This is a genomic window from Parendozoicomonas haliclonae (assembly GCF_900174585.1).
In the GTDB taxonomy this organism is placed as follows: Bacteria; Pseudomonadota; Gammaproteobacteria; order Pseudomonadales; family Endozoicomonadaceae; genus Sansalvadorimonas; species Sansalvadorimonas haliclonae.
In genome coordinates this window covers 138,657-160,672 of sequence record NZ_FWPT01000009.1, presented here as the reverse complement: position 1 = coordinate 160,672, position 22,016 = coordinate 138,657, and the positions used below count along the sequence as shown (strand labels likewise).

At 51.9% G+C, this 22,016-nt stretch carries 13 protein-coding genes; 4 read left to right on the top strand and 9 right to left on the bottom strand.

Annotated features, from left to right (window positions below; genetic code table 11):
- Positions 1 to 317: 317 nt before the first annotated feature.
- The 4 genes from EHSB41UT_RS18510 to EHSB41UT_RS18495 all read left to right on the top strand — a co-directional run bounded on the left by EHSB41UT_RS18510 (position 318) and on the right by EHSB41UT_RS18495 (position 16,142).
- Positions 318 to 14,753: a hypothetical protein gene (locus tag EHSB41UT_RS18510; protein WP_165767321.1), complete on the top strand. Its 14,436-nt coding sequence runs from the start codon at positions 318 to 320 to the stop codon at positions 14,751 to 14,753.
- 2 nt (positions 14,754 to 14,755) lie between these two features.
- Complete coding sequence (locus tag EHSB41UT_RS18505; RefSeq protein WP_165767320.1) at positions 14,756 to 15,010, top strand: hypothetical protein; 255 nt, start codon at positions 14,756 to 14,758, stop codon at positions 15,008 to 15,010.
- A gap of 106 nt (positions 15,011 to 15,116) precedes the next feature.
- Positions 15,117 to 15,758 (top strand): tetratricopeptide repeat protein, encoded by a 642-nt coding sequence (locus tag EHSB41UT_RS18500; protein ID WP_087112342.1) that lies wholly within the window; start codon positions 15,117 to 15,119, stop codon positions 15,756 to 15,758.
- 27 nt (positions 15,759 to 15,785) lie between these two features.
- A complete protein-coding gene (locus EHSB41UT_RS18495) occupies positions 15,786 to 16,142 on the top strand; it encodes a hypothetical protein (protein WP_087112341.1) in 357 nt (118 codons plus the stop codon).
- A gap of 53 nt (positions 16,143 to 16,195) precedes the next feature.
- On the opposite strand, the gene EHSB41UT_RS18490 is transcribed toward EHSB41UT_RS18495, so the two are convergent.
- From EHSB41UT_RS18490 to EHSB41UT_RS18450, 9 genes are all read right to left on the bottom strand, one after another.
- Entirely contained in the window at positions 16,196 to 16,930 is a 735-nt protein-coding gene (locus EHSB41UT_RS18490; protein WP_087112340.1) for a sigma-70 family RNA polymerase sigma factor, read from the bottom strand.
- A 16-nt stretch (positions 16,931 to 16,946) separates the two neighbouring features.
- Positions 16,947 to 17,729: a flagellar type III secretion system pore protein FliP gene (fliP, locus tag EHSB41UT_RS18485; RefSeq protein WP_087112339.1), complete on the bottom strand. Its 783-nt coding sequence runs from the start codon at positions 17,727 to 17,729 to the stop codon at positions 16,947 to 16,949.
- Positions 17,719 to 18,159: a hypothetical protein gene (locus EHSB41UT_RS18480; RefSeq protein ID WP_087112338.1), complete on the bottom strand. Its 441-nt coding sequence runs from the start codon at positions 18,157 to 18,159 to the stop codon at positions 17,719 to 17,721. The genes fliP and EHSB41UT_RS18480 overlap by 11 nt, the downstream gene beginning before the upstream one ends.
- The gene (locus EHSB41UT_RS18475) at positions 18,156 to 18,515 is read right to left on the bottom strand and encodes a FliM/FliN family flagellar motor switch protein (protein ID WP_165767319.1); all 360 of its coding nucleotides are present in this window, start codon (positions 18,513 to 18,515) and stop codon (positions 18,156 to 18,158) included. Before EHSB41UT_RS18475 ends, EHSB41UT_RS18480 begins: the two co-directional genes overlap by 4 nt.
- A 2-nt stretch (positions 18,516 to 18,517) precedes the next feature.
- Positions 18,518 to 19,300 (bottom strand): FliM/FliN family flagellar motor C-terminal domain-containing protein, encoded by a 783-nt coding sequence (locus EHSB41UT_RS18470; RefSeq protein ID WP_087112336.1) that lies wholly within the window; start codon positions 19,298 to 19,300, stop codon positions 18,518 to 18,520.
- Positions 19,300 to 20,484 carry a flagellar hook protein FlgE gene (locus EHSB41UT_RS18465; protein ID WP_087112335.1) on the bottom strand — a complete coding sequence of 395 codons (1,185 nt, stop codon included), beginning with the start codon at positions 20,482 to 20,484 and terminating at the stop codon, positions 19,300 to 19,302. Before EHSB41UT_RS18465 ends, EHSB41UT_RS18470 begins: the two co-directional genes overlap by 1 nt.
- A gap of 2 nt (positions 20,485 to 20,486) precedes the next feature.
- Complete coding sequence (locus EHSB41UT_RS18460) at positions 20,487 to 20,897, bottom strand: flagellar hook capping FlgD N-terminal domain-containing protein (RefSeq protein WP_087112334.1); 411 nt, start codon at positions 20,895 to 20,897, stop codon at positions 20,487 to 20,489.
- Positions 20,898 to 20,960: 63 nt separating this feature from the next.
- Positions 20,961 to 21,566, bottom strand: coding sequence for a hypothetical protein (locus tag EHSB41UT_RS18455; RefSeq protein ID WP_087112333.1), 606 nt, complete (start codon positions 21,564 to 21,566; stop codon positions 20,961 to 20,963).
- On the bottom strand, positions 21,559 to 22,014 hold the full coding sequence (locus EHSB41UT_RS18450) for a hypothetical protein (protein ID WP_133060570.1): 456 nt from the start codon (positions 22,012 to 22,014) through the stop codon (positions 21,559 to 21,561). Before EHSB41UT_RS18450 ends, EHSB41UT_RS18455 begins: the two co-directional genes overlap by 8 nt.
- Positions 22,015 to 22,016: the final 2 nt, after the last annotated feature.

Genomic DNA, 22,016 nt, shown 5'->3' with positions numbered 1-22,016 from the left:
TGGTCAGCACTGCAACTACAAACCCTGCAGAGTATTTGTCCTGGAAGCCTGACAACACGGCATATAATGGGATGATCCATCTAAAAACTGATGGTTCACTGGCAGATGGAAAATACTGGGTTGAGCTCAATATAATATCGTTGAATGGGGAACCACGACAGCAATCATTCAGCTACGAAATAGGGCAACAGGTTAAATATCTTCCCACTACCTTCCGCTGGCCTGCTACAAGCAAACCGGACGCCAGTCAGGTTGTTTTTTCATATTTAAACGAAGGAGAATGGAAAACTGTCCCAGTAAGCCAACAAGATGGTTGGTTGCAGGCTAACCTAGGTGAAATGGCGGCTGGTCACTATTCGTACCGAATCAGCTACAAAGACGGCGACAAAACCGTTAAGGAGGCGAGTGGCCAGCTCCAGGTTATCCAAGGTGAAACCGCTAAAGATGAAACAACATTTTCATTTGATATAACTGAGTTAAAAAGCACAGCGGGTTCTGCCATCAAAGGTTTCAGTGTCCCAGACTCTGTTGAAAAAATCGTAGCCACTATTTACAACAGCGATAACCAAGAGATAACAAAAACAGAAACACATCCCAAATTATTTTCCAATTATAGTGGACAGATTAACTTATCTTTTGATAACCCTCTAACCGATGGCAAATACAGGGTTTCCCTTACATTCCACCATAGCAATGCCACAACAAGCCATCACGAGTTCATTCACGAGGTTGGTAATCAACCGGTTAACGATCAAATTCTGACCTGGTCCGATCAGCAGTTTTCACCCCAACCCGGTGAGACTATTTTATTTCAGTACAAAAAAGCAGGCAGTGAACAGGCTTTCCAGACTGCTGCCATGGAGAAAATCGACAGTCATTGGCGCGTTAACCTAGGTCACAATATCAGTGGAAGTTATGAGATAAAAATTGTCACCCGTAATCAATATGGAAGATTGCTCCGTGAAGCTAATGGTAGTTTTTCAATCGGCGAAACGGGAACATTGGCCATTGACTACACACTCCCCCAATATACCCGAAGCTCGACAACTGGCTATGCAATCAATGACGTCATCAGCACAAGCTTAGCCAATCAGATTGATTACGTTGATGTTGTTATTACCAATAGAGCCACTGATGAAAGCTTAACAACCGATCCTGTTAGAACATATATTGATCCCGCCACATTACGTGATGGTAGTTTCTCTGGTGCTATCAATTTGACTATGGGGCAACCACTAGCTGATGGTGACTACTCTATTGAAGTAACGCAATACTTTCTCGATGGGAGAGTGGAGACACTTTCTCCATTTATTCATCAAGTTGGCCCTCAAACTCAAGCGATAAACAAACCTGTTTTAGCTCTTTCACTTAGTGAGAGCTATCCGGTTAGGGACTTAAGTCTTCTCTATAAGCGACCTAGCGAATCTGAATACTCTACACTGCCAATAACAGAAGACACACTTGAGGTTACACTCGATCAATTAGCTGCTGGTGATTATGAATATAGTCTGGTATACACACTGGTAATCAATGGAACCTCTATTGTTAAATCCGGCAATGGTCGCTTCCAGGTCAAAGCCGGCGCAACAACCACTATCGCTCTCAATGCCGGCGTTCAGGGCTCTGAAGATTCACGAACCACTCGTAATTTTTATGATCAGCAAGGTCAGCTGATTGGCCTGCTTGATGCAGAAGGCTACCTGACAGAATACCACTACAACCACTTGGGTCAGAAGATCCAGACAACCCAATACGCCCAAAGAATCGCAAGTTATGACAACCAGCCTGGCTGGCTGGCTACTGCGCCGCTTGACCGCCTGCGCCCAATCAGCAGTGGACAGGATCGTCAAAGCTATCAGATCTATGATGGTCAGGGCCGCCTTCAGGCCACTATTGATGCCGAAGGTTATTTGACAGAGTTCAGCTACGACGCAGCAGGGAATCGTGTTCGCAGCCACCGTTATGCCTCAGAACTGAGCGCGCTGGAGCTGGATATCGCCTTGAAGGCCGTCAATAACGACCCTGCCCGACTGACTCTTGGTCAGGATCGAGCACTCGGACAGGTGCGCCCACTGGCTACAGCACAAGACCGCATACAGGAACGGCAGTTCAACGCCCGCAATGAACTGGTTCTGGAGTCAGAGAACCGTATTGCCACCCGTTATACCTACAACGCTATGGGTCAGCTGATCAGTGAGCAAGCGGGTATCACGGTGGCGGGCTCAATACTCTCTGACACCTACACATTAAATACCGACATTGCACGAGCGCACCATTATGTATTCGATGCTCAGGGTCGTTTGATTGAAGAGACTGACGGCCGTGGTCACAGCCGCACACACCAATATGATGACGTTGGGCGACGTATTCGCAGCACCGATGCGCTGGGCAACAGTCATTACTACTTCTACAGTGGTGACGAACTTCGCTATAGCCTGTCGCCGGTGTTCAACAGTCAGGGACAGCTGGAATACCAGATCAGTGTCTTCAAAACCAATGCCTTTGGTGAGATTACTGAAACGCGGCAGCTTGCCAACCGTCTTGCCACCACGGCCTTAAGCGAAGCACTTCAGAACAGTGGTCAGGCAGACGATATTCAAGCACTTGTTTCCTCACTGATGGATAATAGTCAGGACACACTTACACGACAGTCTTTTGATCAGCGAGGTCTGCAAACGGAAGCGATTGATGGTGAAGGTTACCAAACTCGCTCCAACTACAACGCCTTTGGCGAGCTGACTGAGCTGGCCCGTGCCATTAATAAAGCCAACAACCAATGGGCCGTCACAACCTTTGACTATGATCGGCTCAGCCAGACTATCAGCAGCTCTCAGCTTCTGGCACAACAATCAAGCCTGACGACACGACAAAGCTATGATGCCTTCGGGCAAGTCGTCTCTGTGACCGATGCGGTCGGCAGTACCATCCGTAACCAGTACGATGGGCTTGGCCGACTGACGGCTCGAACAAATGCCCTGAATCACTCCTCACAGTGGGCTTATGATGCCTTTGGTCGAGAGTTAACACACACCGACCCTGCAGGTGCCACTGTCACCTATCAATACAATGATCAGGAGCGCAGCCAGACTGTCACCTCCGCTGAAGGTGTTGTTCGCAAGACGGTTTTCAATGAACACGGTGAAACCTGGCAAGTCTGGCTGGATGGCGTCAAGCAGGCAGAATTTGCTTACGATGCCGCCGGCAATCGCATCCAGACCACCAACGCACTCGGTCAGCAGACCACAGCAAGCTATGACGCCAACAACCGTCTGACTCTGGAGACGGATGCCAAAGGTATACAGACGCGCTTCCACTATGATCCACAAGGACGACAACTGGAGACTATTGTTGATCCGGACGGCCTGGCCCTGCGTTCTCGTATCCATTACAGCCATCGTCAGGAAGAGACGACGGATGCCAGCGGTACCGTTATTCGTAAGTTGTTTGATGCCAATGGCCGTATCGTTCGTACCATCACTGATCCGGACGGCCTGGCGCTGGTGACAGATTTCACCTACAACGGCCTTGGTCAGCTGATCAAACAACAAGAAGGCAGGCTGGTGAGTGGAACCGCTCAATACCAGCGAAGTGAGCAATTCAGTTATGATGCTGCAGGGCGAATGCTGAGCCGATCCGTGGATCCTGACGGTCTGAATCTCACCACCACTTACACCTACAATGGTCGTGATCAGCTCATCAGTGAAACCAATGCCCTCGGTCAAACCACCCGGTTTGTTTATGATGCCGTCGGGCAGCTGCGCTATACCCTGACGCCGGATCGCCTGAAAAATGGCTCCCTGCACTATGTGGTCAGCGAGCAGCAATATGATGAGACCGGGCGCCTTGTTCAGACGGTGCGTCACAGCGAACTCATCCCCCTGCCTGATCTGACGTTGGCTGGTTTTGCGTCATCTCTGACGTCAGATGCCACCGACAGACAGACCCGTATTATCTACGATCGGGACGGTCGTCAGCGTTACACCATTGATGCCCAAGGACAGGTCGTCGAGCAGCGTTATGACAGTGCCGGCCGGATAAGCTCAGTGATCCGCTATGCCCAATCAATTGACCCCGTTTCCGGATCTCCTGCTGATCTGGTAGCCAATAGTGCGGAAGATCGTGAAACACGTACCCTGTATGATGCGGCAGGCCGTGCAACACATACTCTCCAACTGTTTGAAATCGATGGCATCCAGAAAGCCAAGGTCACTGAATCTGTCTATAACGCCCGTGGCGAAGTCGCTGCTAGCGTCGTTTATAGCGAACCTCTTGACCTGAATTCACAGACAGTTGCCGATCTGGACTTGAGCGATGTCGGAAACCAGATCAAGCTGTTCCTTTATGATGCCGCAGGCCGCCAGACCCATAGCATCAACAGCCTCGGCCATGTGACCGCTATTGTCCGTAATGATGCCCAGCGGACAGAGACCACCATCCGTTATGCGACTGCAACAACGATTCCACCTTCGTCAGAATGGGCCACACTGAGTGCTGATGATCTGAGTATAACGACCAATAACAGTCAGGATCGTTATACCGTCGCCAGCTTCGATACTGCTGGCCGCAAGGTCTCCCTTCACACCCAAAACTGGGTAAATGGTCAGTGGCAGTATGAGACGGAAACCTTTACCTACGATGCCCTCGGTCAGCGTATCAGCCTGACCGATGCCCGGGGTTTTAGCACTCACTTTGCTTACGATGCCGCCGGACGACTCACCCATAGCCTGAAAGCCGTTAATGGAAATCAGGGATACCTAACCACCTATCGCTACGACAACCTCGGGCGTGTACTTGAGGAGCACGGTTATCAGCAGGCCGTCACTCTGACCGAAGAACCAAACAAAATTGATACCTCCGCGCTGTCCGGCAATACCGATCGCCGTATGGCTTACAGCTATTCGGCGGCTGGTCGTATACAAACCGAGACAGTCTTTACCCACAGCGGACAGGCTCTTATTACAGAGCGTGGATACAACAGCTTCGGGGAAGAAACAGTTCTGATTGAAGCCAAGGGGCTACCAGAACAGCGAGTCACCTACCGTCAGTATGATGCACTGGGACAACTGCTGCAGGAAACCAAAGGTCTGGCGGATGCTTCTTCTGCCACATTGGCTGACAGCGCCTCACAGACAGGTGCCACAACCACCCTGTATAGCTACAGCCGTTTCGGGGAAGTGCGATCCATCACGGATCCAAGAGGTAATGGATTTACCAGTCACCAGTATTTTGATCAGCTTGGGCGTAAACGTGGTGAAACAGATGCTCTGGGAGGGCAAACCGTCACCCTGCTTGATACCTTTGGCAATATTGTCCAGACGACAGATCCGAACGGTCATACGGGCTACTTTATTTACGACACTGATAATCGTCTTCGCTATCAAATCACCCCGGATGGCGGCGTACAGGCCTACCAGTACAACACCTTTGGAGAAGTCACAGCAACGGTTCACTACAGCCAGAAGCTGACGGGGAATCTCTCTCAGCTAAGCCTGACCAATATCGAGAACCAGCTCACCGACAACCCCATCAGTGATCAGCGTATAACCATCAATTACGACCAGCAGGGCCGTAAAGTCAGCGAAACCCGACAGGGGTATAACGCTGTCACCCAGAGCACTCACAGCTGGACCCAGCAGTACGAATACGACGCGGGTGGACTGCTTGTTGCCGAAACAGATGGCACCGGAGCTCGTCGCGATTATACCTACAATGGTCTGGGGCAGCGTATTCGTGAAACCGGCCCGGAAGTCGGGCGCATTATTCAATCAGGCTCTCAGTCAGTTGTCGCGGTAAGACTGATTACAGATTTCCAGTACGATGCTTTCGGCAACCGTACTGTGATGGAACAGGGGCGTTATCAGAAAGCCGGTGAAAATACGATTCACAGCGCGTCTATTCAACGTACCGATTATCAGTATGACCATGCCGGACGTCTTCTGCGTGAACAGGGGCCTGCCTATGCGGCGGTGACCAACCCCGGACAGATGACCCTTTCAGGATCTCCGGCCACCACGGTCATTCGTCAGACGACCACTACCCAGTATGATGCCCTGGGGCGTAAAACCAGCCAGAGCCATGGCGGGTACAACGCGGCCAATCAATTGATCGGCGAACAACGCACTGAGCGGATGGCTTATAACCGCCTGGACCAGCTGACATATCAGCTGGATGCCGGTAACGGCCTGAGCCGGTTTGAATACGATCCGGCCGGAAATAAAATCGCCGAGTATCGTTATGATGCACCTTTAACTGACCAGCAAAGCACAGAGCAAGCCTGGCAGGCAGCAGCCCTTGCGCTTGATAACGAAGACAGCACCGCCAGCTATCGCAAAACCAACTATGCCTATGATGCCAATAACCGGCAAATACGTAGCTGGAGTGAGCCTGGACTGTTCTTTGATCTGTCCCGTGCGGCTGACAACCCGAACAATATCGGGGTTGGATTCCAGAACGGTATCGTCGCCGAGTTACGCACCACTTTCGATGCCAACGGTAATGCCATCATTCAATTTGATGCCAAAGGCGAAGCCGTTTACACCCTCTTTGACGCCGCTGGCAATCCTATTGTGCAGGTTGACCGCGCCGGTGCAGTGACGGCCTGGGAGTACGATGGCCGTGGCCAGAAAGTAGCAGAAACCCGCTTTGCCCTTGTTCAGACATGGCCAGAGGAGGTAACGGAAGCCTCTGCCCGCCATCAGTGGCTTGAGCAACAGCTATCCACCAGCAACTGGCCACAAAATCTTTCTTCGGCCAAGGATCGTCGCCAACAGTTTGTTTACGATGGCCGTGGGCTGGTGATTGAACAACGTATTCAGGATGTCAGCTGGACAACACTCGACGCTCAATTTGATGCCTCTTCAACCCGAAGCGATATCGTCACCCAGCTCGCATATGATGGGGCCAACCGCCTTATCCAGCAGCGCCAGCTGAATGGGACAAGTGAAAGCGGTAGCCGGGATACCCTGTTCAGTTACGATGCCATGGGGCTGGAAACCGGCCAGCAGTCTCCGCAATTTACTGATTATCGGGGCGAGCAGGTCCGCCAGCAAACCCAGTACAGTTATGATCTGTTTGGTAACCGGGTACTGGAAACCCGGGTTGGCCAGGGCGCTGGCTCACGCATCATTCAACATGAATACAACAGTGCCAACCTGCGAACAGCAACTCTTGACGCCCGTACAACAGCCAACACATCGAACTATGATGGCCGCAGCACCTTTACCTACGACAGCTTTGGGAATGTGGTGACCCAGACCCGTCAGCAGACAGCGGCAGACGGTACCCGCACTGCGGTTATCGACTGGTACGGTTACGACGCCATGAATCGCGAGGTGGCACGGGCAAACAGCGCCGATGCCAATGTCGTACGCACTGTTGCCTATAACCAGCATAACCAGATTATTGGTAAAGGGATTAATACCGACTGGCGTAAAAATGCTATCGGCCAAGCCGTTGAACAGCAGTTCCAGGAATATTACATCTACGATCAACTGGGCAACCTGTTCAAGACCAATGCCGATAATGGAACTCCGAGAATTTATCTCTACGACCGCAACGGCAACGCCACTCTGGAAATCAGCGCCAAAGACAGTGATATCCTTGATCTGGTCAGCAATGCCCAACAGGCTGTGAACCAGATTACCCAGGATAATGCCCAGTGGCGTTACAGCCTCTTTGATACCAATGACCGCCGGATAAAAGTGGTTGAACCCCCGATTAACATCATCACTGATCACCTCAATCAGGATGTCAACTGGGAGGTAACTCAGGAACAAACCGGTGATATTAGTAACGAACTGATCCTGGAAAAGGATGGTGGTGATCCGCTGGAAGTGATAATTTCTGATCCAGAGACTGGCCACCCATCCAGCAAACAAACCTGGCTTAATCTGAGTAATGCTTCAGACAAAGGAAAACTCAACACTGTTGGCTTTGATACAGCTGTCACACTTTCAAAGAATCTGCCGGCTGAATCAAGGGCCGAGACTTCAAACAGCATTGGATGGGTTGACTCTGAAGGTTCGGGTTCCAGTCAACCAGGCAGTGGTTATGTCAACGTCCGTAGTGGCACTGAGCAAATTGTAACTGAAACTGTTCATCTGGCAGCTTCGGATCCTCGTCTGCAATTCCAAAATCTAAATCTCTCCTCCGGGCAAATTTCACAACTATCGGAAGTTATTGGTGGCAGCAGTAAGCACCTGCTGGCGGGCAGTTCCCAAGGTAATTATCGTGGTTACGTCGAACGTGTAACCACAACAACTTCTACGCAACGCACTGAAACCCTTTCTAATGGAAAGAAGGTCTCAATCAATACAGATCGTGTTTCGGTTACTGAAACCGTCTATGTACAGTTACCACTCATAAAAAATGACGTAACGTATGCTTGGCGTGAAATCAGAGTTATTACTGCGTCTTCAAACTATGATGTCACTACAAGCTTTGGTGATATCGATGATGCCGACGCACTCAACCAAATAGAGAATCAACAGCTACAACAACTTCCCTCTCTGGACTGGACTCTCGATAACGGCCTTTTAACATTATCTGGGGATGACCTTCGCGAAAGTTTGGGAAGTGGATTAAAAGTTCGTCTGCATGAGATTGATGCCAGTGGAGAGTCCGTTTTATATAAAGATCTGGACTACAGCCCCAACCTCTGTGCAACACTTGAAAACAATACAGAAAAACTTGGTCTGACACTTCTCGATAGTCAAGGGCGGATTCTTTTCAGCACCCGCCTCTTTGAAAGAAGCGGCGATGATCTGGAAGGACGCCTCCAGATTCCACTGGGTGGGGTGACTCTGGGTGATGATGACGCTGTTAATAGCTTTAACCTTATCAGTGGGCACCAGGTCAGTCGTCAAGGCAGTCATCGTGTTACAAACTTAGAATACGGTGAGATCGCCAACATTAAAAACACCACCTATGCTCTGGAGGGCAAAGATAAATATAATGCTCCATCTTCAGGGCTCACGGCTTTAGGCTCCCTCGGGCTCACTTATAATGATGTGCGTCTCCGTGTTGATGGTACAGAACCATGGTCTGGCGGTCAGACTATGTATGACATTGGCGCATCAGTATCCTTGACCGTCTCCGGTCTAAGATCGGGTACAACTCTTAAGCTTTACATAGCTGAAAGTTCTTCCTCGACCCCTCAGGTCTACACCATTACCAAGAATGGCTCACATACCTTCTCCAAACGACTTGGTAGTACTATTGGCTCAAGTAGTAATTTGCCAAGTGATGGTGTGAAGTTTTGGGTTGAAGCCTACGGGGAAACATGGGCCAGTGAATACAAATCTGGCAAGGTTGGAGTGGGAGCAGGTAATTCTCTGCTCTCCAACAAAAGCTATACCGGGCCAACACGCACCAAGCTTACCCCTCTTCCAGTAGGAGCCAAAACAGTCGTATTCACAGCGGGAGGCACAACAAAAACACTTCCTGTCAGTGGTGGGGAGGTTCTAATTGATACAGCCTACCTTGGCAGCAATTCTGCAATTCCGTTTGAATATACCGTTAAGGACTCAAAGGGAGATGTACTCACTCGTGTAAAAGGGACAATGAACAATTCAGGGGGAGATGCAACGAACATTTTACATGCTGCCTCCCAGCGCGAAATAATTAAAACGCACAACAATACTGGTTCTAACAGCGGAGGCAGTGAGTCCTCTGTCTTCTACTCCCAGGCTGGTCTGAATAACCGTCTGGCTATCCGCTCCATTGCTCTGGCGGTTTCAGGGCAGGAGGCTGCCAATGATGGCATTATTGCCCGCTCAAGCAGCTATAACGCATTCGGTGAGATCATTTCCGAAACCGATGGTTTGGGCAATGTGACGGAACTGCGTTACGACCAGCGCGGCAACCTGGTGGCCAAGGCCGCCGCTGAAACAGATATCTATGCCGAGAACATGACCGCCTTCCGTGGACGGGAGCTGGAATCCTATGGCTATAACGCCTTTGGAGAACAGGTTCTGCAGAAGAAATCCGTTGAAGCCGCCAACGATGCCAATGGTGCCACACGTACGTCAGTAGACGCTTATAATCAAAAGCATGCCCAGATCACTACCCGGCAGATGGAAAATGGCCGGGTGACTGTTGAGAAGGATGCAGAAGGTTATCTCAAAAGCTCCCATTACGATGCCTTCGGCAACCTGCGGGCAGAAACCAAAGAAGTTTACAAAAAGGATGAGCGAGGGGCGGGCACCTCCGCACTCTATGCCAAGATTGCCTACCACTACGATGCCAATGATCAACTGATCCGGGTGAACCGTTTTCAGGATAACCTGGCATCGGTCAATTACGAGTGGAACGGCTCCAGCCTGTACGATGAGTACGACTACGATGAACTGGGCAACCGTATCCGTCATCGTAATGCCCTGTTCAATCAGGAGTACAAGATACCGGGCATCAACTTTGATGGTACCGGCATCACCACAACCGCGACAGCCGGCCAGGAAATTTACACGTACGATGGCCTTGGCCGCGTCACCAGCTACACCAGCTACAACGGTAACGTCACCAAATACGCCTATCTGTACAGTGATGAAATCACCCGCCGCACCCTGGCGGCCACTGGTGATTACCAGCAAACCAGTTTTGGTACAGCGAAACTGGGTGGTTATATCGTCTCCCGCTGGAATGTCGGCATGGCAGGAGAAACGGCCGGTCAAGGGCTGGGCTGGAACGATATTGGCGCAGAGCATGTCCAGACAGAGGTGAAGGACTACTTCGGCAAGCTGCTGCAAAAGAATGATCTGGGTAACCAGCAGTTCCATTACTACTACAACTACGCAGGCTGGATCTCCCGCCAGACGGGCAACACCGGCCGGAGTGGCGATGATGTCTGGACCACCCGGAATGATCAGGATATCCGCTTCCTGTACTTCCATAACGGTTATCTGCACAAGAAGATTGATTACGGCATCAGTGTACCGCTGGATGGTGATGACACCCCGGAGAACCGTGCCCGCATGCCGGCAGTCACGGAATACCGTTACGATATCAACGGAAACCGGACCGGTGAGCTCTACTACCGTGCCAACGACCTGTACAACACCGCAGGCCGTACGGTCTACCAGCACAGTAATGCCATCTACGATGAACGGAACCGCATTACCGAGATCACCGGCCGGGATGAATACGGCAGCCATTATCAGATCAACTACACCTACGATGCGTTCAGTAACCGCCGCTCGGTGGAAAGTGTCTACAACGGCCGCTACGTGGACACCACCGATGGAGGCATCCAGGGCACACCACAAAACTTCTATTACACCTATGATCGCAAGAACCGGTTTACCACCACACTGGGAACCCTGAAAAACGGCACCATTACCGCAGGTAAGAGCGGCAGCCTGATTACCTATAACGGTCTGGATCAGCGTTATACCGTAACGCGGGGAGAAGGTGCCACCACCAAAGACCGCTACGAGTATGATGCCAATGGTCGTCTGACCACAGTCGAGATTGATAGCGGCAGTGGTTTTGTATTGCGATCAGCGCGTAACAACAACGCCGCCGGCCAGGTCGTGAGCCAATCCCAGTACGATAACAACGGTATTCTTGTCTCTATAACCGAGAACTACACCAATACCGATGGTGTCTTGCTGGCGAATCGTACGACGGAATACGATGAAAATGGCAAGGCCACCGGCGATCAGGTGCGCCGCCGCTATGAGCTTTGGGAAGATGGCAGCACCGTTGCCAAAATGTTTGTCACCGGTCGCAATGCCGATGGCGCGGCCTATACGACACTGGATTACGAATACCACTACGAAGCCTGGGATAGTTACAAGCAGGTACGTATCACCGTTGATGCTGACAATACCGATCTGCACCAGCAGCAGCGGGAGCAGTGGGGGCCGGGGGTTACCCGTATGGCCTACGACAGTAACGGCCATATCCGCCGCAGTTTTGATGAAGTTGCCAACCGGGAACTGGTGTACGCCAGTGATTCCGATGGCCGTACCCTGGTACGGGAAGAACTGGATTGGGAAGACGATGGTACCCTGTCTCCGAACCGGATACTGCGTCACTTCTACTACTTCAACGGCCAGGCCGTTGGCGATGTAGGTAACGACAAAACCCCAACCCGTTACGACTATGCCCAAGCGCTGGCCCAGCAGGACAGCAACCGCCACACCGGTTATGAGGCCACCCCGGTTGAATCCGCTGACTTTGATCAGAACTACCAGCCTATTAACCCGGACTACCCGGCCCATACCTACAGCCAGTACGAGGTGCAGGAAGCCGGCGAAAGCCTGAGAAGTATTGCCGCCAGCCAGTGGGGGGATGCCAACCTCTGGTATCTGCTGGCCGATGCGAATGGCCTGAAGGGCACCGAGACCCTGACCCGTGGCCAGCGCCTGACTGTGCCAAATGTGGTGACCAATATCCACAACACCAGCAGCACATTCCGGCCTTATGATCCGGGTCTGGCCTTAGGCGACACCAATCCAACATTGCCGGATGTACCACCGCCACCACCGCCTAAGGAGGGTGGAGGCTGTGGTGCTGCCAGCATTATTGTGATTGTGGTGGCAGCTGTGGCTACGGTGTTTACGGCTGGGGCTGCGGGTGTTGCATTAGGTGCGGTTACTGCTACTGGTACAGGGGCAGCAGCAACTTTTGGGGCAGGACTAACGGTTCTTGCTGGTGGTGGTTCACTTATCGCTGGTACAGTAGCTGCTGCAGTGGGAGGATTTGTTGGTTCACTCGCTGGTCAGCTAACTGGCGTGGCACTTGGGACTCAGGATGGCATCTCTCTAAAGGATGCATTTAAAAGCGGGGCTATGTCTGGCTTTGGTGCTGTGGCTGGTGCAGGTATCGGCAAACTGGCGACAGAAGGATCTGCCCTTGCCAAAATCGTTGGGGTCACAGGTGAACAGGCCAAGTGGTATCAGGTTGCAGCACGTGCAGCTTTGAGTACAACTGTCTCCAGTAGCTTAGGCTCTGCAGTAGGCGTCACATCCTTTAGCTGGCGCAATGTGGCAGTATCTGGGGTGAGTGCTGGAGCTAACCGTGCCTTGCAGACAGAAACTGGTACCTTTGGCACAGCTCTGGAAAAATCACAGCAAAGCATCAACTTTGCGGATCAATTCCCGGCTCAGCTGACAGAAGAGTTAGTGAATGAGGGTGTTCAAACTGCAATTTATGGTGATAAGTTTGATTTTGCCGGGGTAGCAGGAAATGCCATTTCTAATAGCTACATTAGTGCCAAGCACTTCCAAGGTGTAATTCAAAGCGCTGTTATCTCTGATCAAGAACAACGTCTGAGTGCATCAAACGGGCTGGAAAATAATCTAAGCGACTGGATTAGCCAACAAGACAATACCCGGTTTACCAGTCAGGAGCTTGCCTACCTGGATGCGGCTGCTCGAGAAAATGGAGGAGTACTGCCAGAGGAACTTCGTCAAGCAGTCTTTGGAGTTGATGAGACGTTGGGAACACTGACAGATGAAAAATTAGCAAGTCTCTTTGAGAGTGACTACGGAACACTGTACGATGACCTTAGCCTATTTACTACGGATAAACTCCAAGAAGTTGATGGGTTCACCGGCCTTTCTCGAAGAGAGCGTCAGAATAGAGAGAGACAGCTGCAGGCTGAGACTTACAGGAAACGGGAACAGCAGGAAATAAAAGATGGATATATCCAGCGTCATGGCTATATGCCAGCATCTTACTCCAGCTTGAGTGACGACTTTGTCACGAGAGCTTTGGATCGTGGATTTGGCTACCAGTTTGGAAAGGTCGTAACTAACTTCGGGGAAGGGGTTCTTGGCACACTGGATACAACCGCTTCGGCCCTTGGTCTGGGCGACTCGAACGGTGACTTCGCCAAAGCTTGGTCGACCATTGGTGGAGGTGCTTATGGTTTTGGAAAGCTTGTTTTGTCTTCGACCTATGGGCAAAGCCTGGCCGGGCGCTACTTCAACCCTGAACTCAGTGCTTATGCACCCAATGCTATTCAGAGCTTTGCTGACGGCTTGGTCTATAACTATGAGCTGGCATATAGTGAAGGTGGTTTTTATGGAGCGCTTGGGCGGGCTACTGGACAGAGCCTGATCTTAGGGGCTGAGCTGGCTGTTGGCTCAAAAGGATTGAGTAACATCGGAAAAATTGATGCTCCAAACACGAAACGCATCAATCCAGAATTGGCAACGAGACTCGAATCTTACAGAGCTTGGAAAACTGAATCTGGTATCACTGATATTAATCTGGAGAGTTTTAGATTATTTGGCGATCCGATTAGAGTGCAGTCGAAATTCAATAAGGGTGGTTATAGGCCAATTCTAGGTGAGAGATCTCTTACTAGGGATTCTTATAACGAATATATGTCGATGTACCGAGGTCGTGGAACAGATCTCCAGTTAGAACTAGATAATGCTTTGGCTTCACAGGAGTTTGTTTATAGAGCAACTAATTCCAGAGTCCTTAAGTATTACCGTAGAGATCAGGGTATCTTCCAAGATGCTTATATGACTACAGATTATGTTGGACTAGAACCGAAAGTATTGATGGATAGATCTCAGGTATTTTCTAAATGGGGGCAACCAGATGTCCTTCTGAAAATTCCCACGAATCAAATAGTAAATGCTAGAGTCCCAAGGCCATTAGGAGAGTCCCTGCAATCTGGTTGGGAGCCTAAAACACTGTTCTATCCAGCTGCTGGTAAAGGTGGAATCAACCAGTTTAAGGGGCAAACAATTGGTTGGAGTGAAGATTGGATTATTCCTCTGAACAAAGGGCAATGACGATGAGTATTACTTGTGAAACCATATTTCCAGAAGGTCCCTTCAAGGATTTTAGAGCATTCGAAGATTGCGATGATGCTATTGAAGCTGCTCTTAATAAAGGTGTTTTGGAGTTGGTTCATAAACCAGATTGGTATGCTCAACCACCAAATGAAGGTGGCCCTTCGGGGTATTTCAAATGTGTTAAAGATGGCAGTATTTGGAAAATTTCTGTACCTGAACGTACCTATAGGGGGTATTGGAAAAAGTTGAAGTGAGCTGTTCCAACTGAAAAAGCGGAAAAAGGGGGCGGAGTCATTTTAGAACTCTACCCCTTACACAGCACCGTTAACTGAAAGCTGAAAAAATTCGAGTAATAACAGTATGACCACAGAAATACCAGTCTCGCTGGATCACGAAGAACTGCTCCATTGCGCCATTCTGGCCGGGGAGCAGAGCCAGCATGACCGGGCCTTAACCCTACTCAAGCAGGCACAGGCCCTGAACAATAATACCCAAACGGTACTGCTTATTGCCGCCCAGCATGCAGAGCTGCGTTTGTACGACCGTGCCCTGGCCGGTATGGAGCAGGCGCTGGAGCTTGATCCGCAACTCTGGATTGCCCGCTTTCAGCTGGCCCAGCTGCTGATCACCATGGATAACGAACAGGGAGCCGTTGCCCAGTGGCAACTGTTATTAACCAGCGAAGCACCGGACTATCTGAAACAATTTGCCCAGGGTTTGCTGGCCGCCCAGCAGCAAAATCCCGCACAGGCTGTGACATATTTGCAGCAGGGGTTGGCACTGAATAAAGAGAATGCTCCACTCAATAACGATATGCAGCAGGTGATACACTATCTGGAGCAACGCTCTGGTCTTGGTGCATCACAGCAAGCAACCTATACGCAGTCTGCGGACCAGAAAGCTCCCTTAAACAATACGACAGAAGAACAGATCAAGGCCGCCAGTGAAGACGAAGCAACGGGGCTAAGTAAAATGTTGTTATCCCGTTATCAACAATCCTGACGTTCTACGACCTAACGTTTTATTATTGTGAAAGTTCATCGCCCCACCACCGGTTTTACCCTGCTGCTGCGTCAGCTGGGGCAACGCCCCCATACCAATCGTGGTGCTCACCCATCATCTCCCTCGCCCTCAACATCACAACCACAGAACGAGCAACTGCGCGGGGCTGTTGTTGAGGCACTCCAGCGTCTGACACCGGAAAAACGTAAGGATCAGGCTTATATACGGCAGGTGTTTGTTGAAACGGTGATTGGCAGTGCCTATGCGGACAGACTGACGCTGGGAGAGTTACAACCCATGCGGGATGATATTCTGCACACACTCAATAATGACCCGGATCTGGGCCAGCAGTTTGACCGGATTATTGCCCGTTTTCTCTCGTAACTCAGTCTCTGGCTCTGTGCCGAACAGAGCAGACTATTACGCCATCATTCCCATTACAGGCTATAACTCTCCTCCAGAGCTGGCAGGCTTGCCACACGCATTTTCTTTAAGGCGCTGCTGTGCAACTGGGAGACCCTGGCCCGACTAATCCCCTGCTCTCTGGCAATGTCGGCAAAACTTTTCTCCTGCTGGTAATGGTGCAAAACAACGGTCTGCTCGGCAGCGGTTAAATGACCGATAAACCCATGCAGCTCATCATGCAGCCGGGCAGATTCAAGCTCCGAATAGGGGCCGATTTCAGCCGGCGTATAATTCAGACGCTGGTGTTCATGTTCCAGCAAATGAACAAGGGAGAGTTCCAGAGTGATGGCAATCAGATCATCCAGCCGGTCGATATTGCCCGCCTCCTTAACCACCGCCCGTCGCCGCTCCCGCTTTAGTTCCTGCTGGTAGTGGTAGTAACTGGCCTGCTCGCTGTAGTGGCTGATGCCATCAATCACCGCACCGTAAATCCGCTTGCCGGCATAGGTTTCAAAGCGGGCCTGGTAGCCGGGCTGGTAATGGTCAATAGCCTGCAGCAGGGCTTCGGTGGCCATCTGCTGGCAATCCTCTCTATCGGCTTCGGGCAACCCGGCCTTACGCCAGGCTTTCAAGGCAATGGTATTGGCAAACTCATTGTAACGGGCCAACAGACGGTTTTTCTTCTCCCGGGTAGGCTGCTGCCAGTAAGCCTGCCATACCGAGAAATCATCCATTGCTGCTTTGCCGTCGGCTTCCGTTTGCACCATTGCCCGCACCGAAGGCCTACTGGAAGCTGCCTACAAGGGCATAGGCCACCAGCGCCCAGCCTTCGATCAAAACAAACATCAACACTTTCACCGGTAAGGAAATGGTCATAGGGGGCAGCATAATCATCCCCACCGACATCAGAATGCTGGAAACAATCAGATCAATCATCAGAAAGGGCAGAAAAATAATAAAGCCAATCTGAAAGGCTATCTGCAACTCACTCAGCAGAAAGGCCGGCACCAGGGTAGAGAGCGGCAATGCGCTGGCACTGTCCGGTACCGGCTTATCAGACAGTTCCAGTATCAGGGCCAGATCCTGCTCACGGGTCTGAGAGATCAGGAAGGCTTTTACCGGCTGCTCGGCCGCACTGGCGGCTTCCAAGGTCGAGATCTCGCCTGCCTGCCAGGGCACCAGGGCCTTGTCGTTAATCGCTTCAAACACCGGCATCATCGTATACAGGGTCAGGATCAGTGCCAGGCTGATCAACACACTGTTGGGTGGCGTCTGGGGCATGCCGATCGCCTGCCGCAGCATCGACAGGACAATCACGATCCGGGTAAAAGCAGTCAGCATCATCAGGATCGCCGGAGCTAGGCTGAGAACAGTTAAAAGAATCAGGATTCGCAGTGGCGAAGCCAGTTCATCGGCCCCGGCATCCGGCGACAGTTGCATAAGCCCGCCGAGGCTGACCAGCGAGGGGTCCGCCCCCGGCGGTGCGGCGAAACTCAACGGACTGAACAGCAATAACCACAGCGCTGCCAACAGTCCCGTTCCAGACAGGGCCATCCTAAGGGACATGGGACTCCTCCTTCGACAACGATGCAGGACCCCGAGACAATGGAAGAACCTGGGTGCTCAGCTGTTTACCGTTACTGGTGACCAGCACCGTACTGTCACCGGCCTTGACCAGCCAGCATGTGGTGGCGCTATCCAGCCGGCGGCTGTCCAGACATTCCAGCAGCGCAACCTGCCCTGTTGCCTGTCTTAACCGATGAATCTGGCGCTGGCGGATATACCAGAGCCCGGCGGCAATCAGCACCAGAGCCAGCATCAACAGGCCATAGCTCCATAAAAAACGAGATGAAAACTCAGGTTCCGGCTTAAAGCCCGGAGCCTGCCCGCTCGCCAGTACCACGGAAGACGACACGGTGAGAATGCCCATCATCAACCACCGGCGAATACATGGCAGCGGCTGTACAAACCACTGTCTTTTATTCAACTGTGTCATACAGCGTCTGCTGCAACGTCCACCACTTCAATGCCAAAGCGATCTCCCTGGATCACCAGCCGCCCCCGGGCGACTTTATGGCCGTCAACCGTCAGTTCCAACAGATCATCGGTCAGGGTATCCAGCGGGACAAGGCTGTTCTCTTTCAGGTTGAACAGCTCCTTAACCGTCAGGCTGGCCTGCCCCAGAGCGACATGGGCCTTAACGTGAAGCCCTTCGACAATGGCAGGGTTAACACCATGAAACAGCGTGCTCCCGGTCGGGGCCTCTGGTGTGGCCGGTTCCAGTTCAACCGCTTCTATCGGGGCGGTTTGTTCGTCTGTGGGAGATGATTCCAGTACGGCATGTTCTGACATAATCATTCTTCTTTTGCAGCGTGATTGTGATCCGGGGTATCGGCTCCTCGTAACAGCAGGGCACGATGTCCCTGATGCTGGCAGAGCTGCCCACGGGCAATACAGTGTTCTGTGGATGTTTTCAGGGTGATGCTCTCGGCCACGGGCGGGTTAAAAAAGATCACATCCCCGGCCTGAAGACGTGCCAGCTCCCCAACCGGAAGTGATACAGAACCCAGTTCTGCGGTCAGTGAAAGCCTCTGCTGACCAATGGCCTCTGCCCGACTGGCCAGGGCTGGCTGTGTTGTTTGCTCTTGGTGTTTTAGCCACTGGCTGCGGATCAGCCCCGGGCTCAGATACACAACCAGCAGGCTCTCATCCGGCCAGACCATGATCAGCTTGTGCCAGCCTGACCATTTTTCGGCAAAACCTGCCGGAGGCGCTTGCTCCTGCTCATCACCCCCGTCAGCCTTGAGCAACAGGGCAAACAGTTCTTGCTGGCAGGCTGTTTGAACAGGCTCGGTTAGCTTGAGGGTCGTCGGGCTCTGCTCGCTCTTTGGACAATGAAACAGCGCTGCAAAAAGGCTCTCACTGATCTCCTGAGAATGAAAACCAATCTGCTGACCACCAGACAGGGATCGGAACGTTACCGGATCGAACCGATCTTCCGCTCCTGTTTCGACCACAGAAAACCCGAGTGGCGCTGTAAACCAGCGCTGTCCCCAGGTTTCCAGAGCATCACGAAGCGCGGCATCCAGTTCCGCCAGCTGACCCGAAGAGAAACCATAAACAGGGTAATAGGACATCACCGCCCTCCTGTGCTGTTATAGAGCTCTTCCAGCATTTCGTTAGAGACGCTCAGCACCTGCGAACTGGCCTGATAGCCCCGCTGGATAATGATAATTTCCGCAAATTCGGTAGAGATATCCACATTGGATTTTTCCAGACCTTCAGGGCGAACACTGCCCAAAGCCCCTTCTCCGGGCTTGCCGATAGCATCAGGATCACTGTGACTGGTAAACAGGTTGCCACTGCTGGTCATTAACTGGCTGGTATCCCGAAAACGGGCCAGGGCAATGGTAAAGGGCTGTCGACTATCACCATTAGTAAACGACAGCACCATATTGCCTTGCTCATCAAAGCGGCTCCCGGACAGCTCCCCCACACCTCGCCCATCTTCCCGGTTACTGGTCAGGGAAGAGTTGGCAGCGGTGAAACCAGTGACACCGGTAAACTCCCCTGCGGTGCCAAAGTCCAGAGTGACCTCCTGGGATTCCGCGCCATCAGGCGTAAAAGTGAACATCAGTTGATTGCTGCCCGTAACCGGCGAGCCGGTGGCCGAGAAGGACAAGGTATGGCTGGCAACCTGCAGGCCGTTTTCATCATCCACTTCGACGGACCAGTTATTACCAATCTGTTTGGTAAAACTCAGCTCCAGACGGTGCAGTTTGCCGGTACTGTCGTACACTTCTGCGGTCACCGGTGTGTCGGTATCACCGGGATAGACAATATCTGTCGCAGTCCCGGCGTTGAGGTTGCCACGGAAAGTCACCGTTTTGGTAGGCTCTGGTGCACTGCGGCTGTCGGTGGCAATACTGATGACTTCAAGGCCTCCCGCTTCCGAAAGCCCGAGAACCCGGTGCCCGGAAAGACTGTCAACCAGCTGATCACCATTCAGGACAAACTGACCTGCTCTGGTATAAAAACGCTGGCCGTTGTTATCTTCAAGCACAAAGAAGCCTTCACCACTCATAGCCAGATGAGTCGCCTGGGAAGTTCGGGTATATTCACCATCCTTGAAATTGATCTCACTGCCGGCCATGGCAACACCCTGGCCGCTTTGGCCATCGTGCAATTCACGGAAGTAGCTGTCCCGGCTTTTGAAACCAACGGTATTCAGGTTGGCCACGTTCTGGCTGAGGTCATCCAGTTTGCGGGTAAACCCGATCAGACCAGAAAAGCTTTTGTAGATAGAGGCCAGTGTCGACATGGTTACTCCCTGACCAGCGTGATCTGGGAAGGCCGAAGATCAGCAATCACCGTATTGTCTGCGGTTGACACTGAAAACACCGGGCTGCCATTGGCCAGCCGAATTGAGGTGACCTTGCCGATGGAGATACCCTTCTCGCCATTGACCTCCACCGTTTTGCCCAGCAGCCCGACGGTCTGGCTGACAGCGCTGATTTCCAGGGCATCTTCCAGATGGTTCTGAGAATTACGGGCGATCTCCAGAGAGGAGAATTGCGCCATCTGGGCGAGGAACTCCTTGTTATCAACAGGATCCAGAGGATCCTGGTAGTTGAGCTGGGTGATAAAAACATCCAGGAACTCATCCAGACTCAGCGAGCTTTGCTGGGTGGCCAGCTGGGTGCCTGCGACCTGCCCTACTGCATCAATAGCCATTGTTTCGCTCCTTATCGTTATTCTTGGTTCTTATCAGGGGTCTTCTTATTCTGCCGGGTGGTATCAGGTGATCGTGATGGCCTGCCCATTGATCACCACCCTCTGAATGGGAATACCGGATATTTGAGTAAACACTTTCAGGTGCCTGATCAGCTGTTCTTCCGATGCGTAAAAGTCGCGAATGCGCAGAGTGAACCGGCCAGGTTGCTCTTCCAGAATCTGTACACGTTGTTTAGGCAGATACTCCCGCAAGACCGGGATGGTTTGCAGCTGTTTTAGCAAGGCCTGTTCTGCGACCAGCTGCCGGGAAGGCCTGACAGCTGTAGCATGGGTTACCGCCTGGGGCTGGTGCTCAGCGTAAGGGGTCTGCCCTGCTCCAGACGCAGCCGGACGCGTTCTGTTTGTCAGCAGCGACTGAGCAAGATCGATATCCGACAAGGGCTGGCGTGTCGGTGCATGATGCTCAACGGAGAATTGGCACAAGTCAGGTGCGCGTGGTAAAGAGTCTTGTGCTGTACCTGTGGATGCCCCTTGGGGCGTTTTAGCATTCAACACCGTATCGACGGTACGCTCCCAGTCACGCAAAGCCCGCCCCTGTAACCGCTCAGTGGCGTTGTATGTTCCTCCCGCTGGAGGAACCAGGGATGGGCTGCCTGTGGTTTTATCCATTGGGGAATCTCCGTTGCAGTACCAACTCGTCAGTCTGGTGCTGCTGACGTGCGCTACGCCATTGTTCCTGAGCCTGAGCCAGACGGTTTAAGGCCGACTCCAAACCTTCCTTCTGTCTGTTATAGGTATGGAAGGCGTCATAAATAGACGACAGTTTCTTCTTTGCGCTCAGCCTATCATGCTGAACCTGGTCCTGCCGCTTATTTGTTTCCAGCACCGCTTCTGCCGTGAACTGAACTCTGGCCGGATCAACAACAGCGCCCGGACTTTGCAGATCAAGCTGAATGGCCAGTAACTGTTCCTGTTGCTGCACCAATGTTGCCTGATGCTGCACCAGAGTCTGAAGCCAGCTGCGTGCCTCGTTCAGCTGCTGCAATGCCTGCATTCTCTGGTGTTTAACCTGCACCAGCTGAACATGCAGCGCGATCTTCCGCTGTTTAAGCTGCATCT

What these genes read in the sequence shown, in the direction of transcription:
- EHSB41UT_RS18480 (WP_087112338.1), bottom strand. Translation starts at nt 18,159, where the DNA reads ATGACACAGTTGAATAAAAGACAGTGGTTTGTACAGCCGCTGCCATGT.
- EHSB41UT_RS18500 (WP_087112342.1), top strand. Translation starts at nt 15,117, where the DNA reads ATGACCACAGAAATACCAGTCTCGCTGGATCACGAAGAACTGCTCCAT.
- EHSB41UT_RS18470 (WP_087112336.1), bottom strand. Translation starts at nt 19,300, where the DNA reads ATGTCCTATTACCCTGTTTATGGTTTCTCTTCGGGTCAGCTGGCGGAA.
- fliP (WP_087112339.1), bottom strand. Translation starts at nt 17,729, where the DNA reads ATGTCCCTTAGGATGGCCCTGTCTGGAACGGGACTGTTGGCAGCGCTG.
- EHSB41UT_RS18455 (WP_087112333.1), bottom strand. Translation starts at nt 21,566, where the DNA reads ATGGATAAAACCACAGGCAGCCCATCCCTGGTTCCTCCAGCGGGAGGA.
- EHSB41UT_RS18460 (WP_087112334.1), bottom strand. Translation starts at nt 20,897, where the DNA reads ATGGCTATTGATGCAGTAGGGCAGGTCGCAGGCACCCAGCTGGCCACC.
- EHSB41UT_RS18465 (WP_087112335.1), bottom strand. Translation starts at nt 20,484, where the DNA reads ATGTCGACACTGGCCTCTATCTACAAAAGCTTTTCTGGTCTGATCGGG.
- EHSB41UT_RS18450 (WP_133060570.1), bottom strand. Translation starts at nt 22,014, where the DNA reads ATGCAGCTTAAACAGCGGAAGATCGCGCTGCATGTTCAGCTGGTGCAG.
- EHSB41UT_RS18475 (WP_165767319.1), bottom strand. Translation starts at nt 18,515, where the DNA reads ATGTCAGAACATGCCGTACTGGAATCATCTCCCACAGACGAACAAACC.
- EHSB41UT_RS18490 (WP_087112340.1), bottom strand. Translation starts at nt 16,930, where the DNA reads ATGGTGCAAACGGAAGCCGACGGCAAAGCAGCAATGGATGATTTCTCG.
- EHSB41UT_RS18505 (WP_165767320.1), top strand. Translation starts at nt 14,756, where the DNA reads ATGAGTATTACTTGTGAAACCATATTTCCAGAAGGTCCCTTCAAGGAT.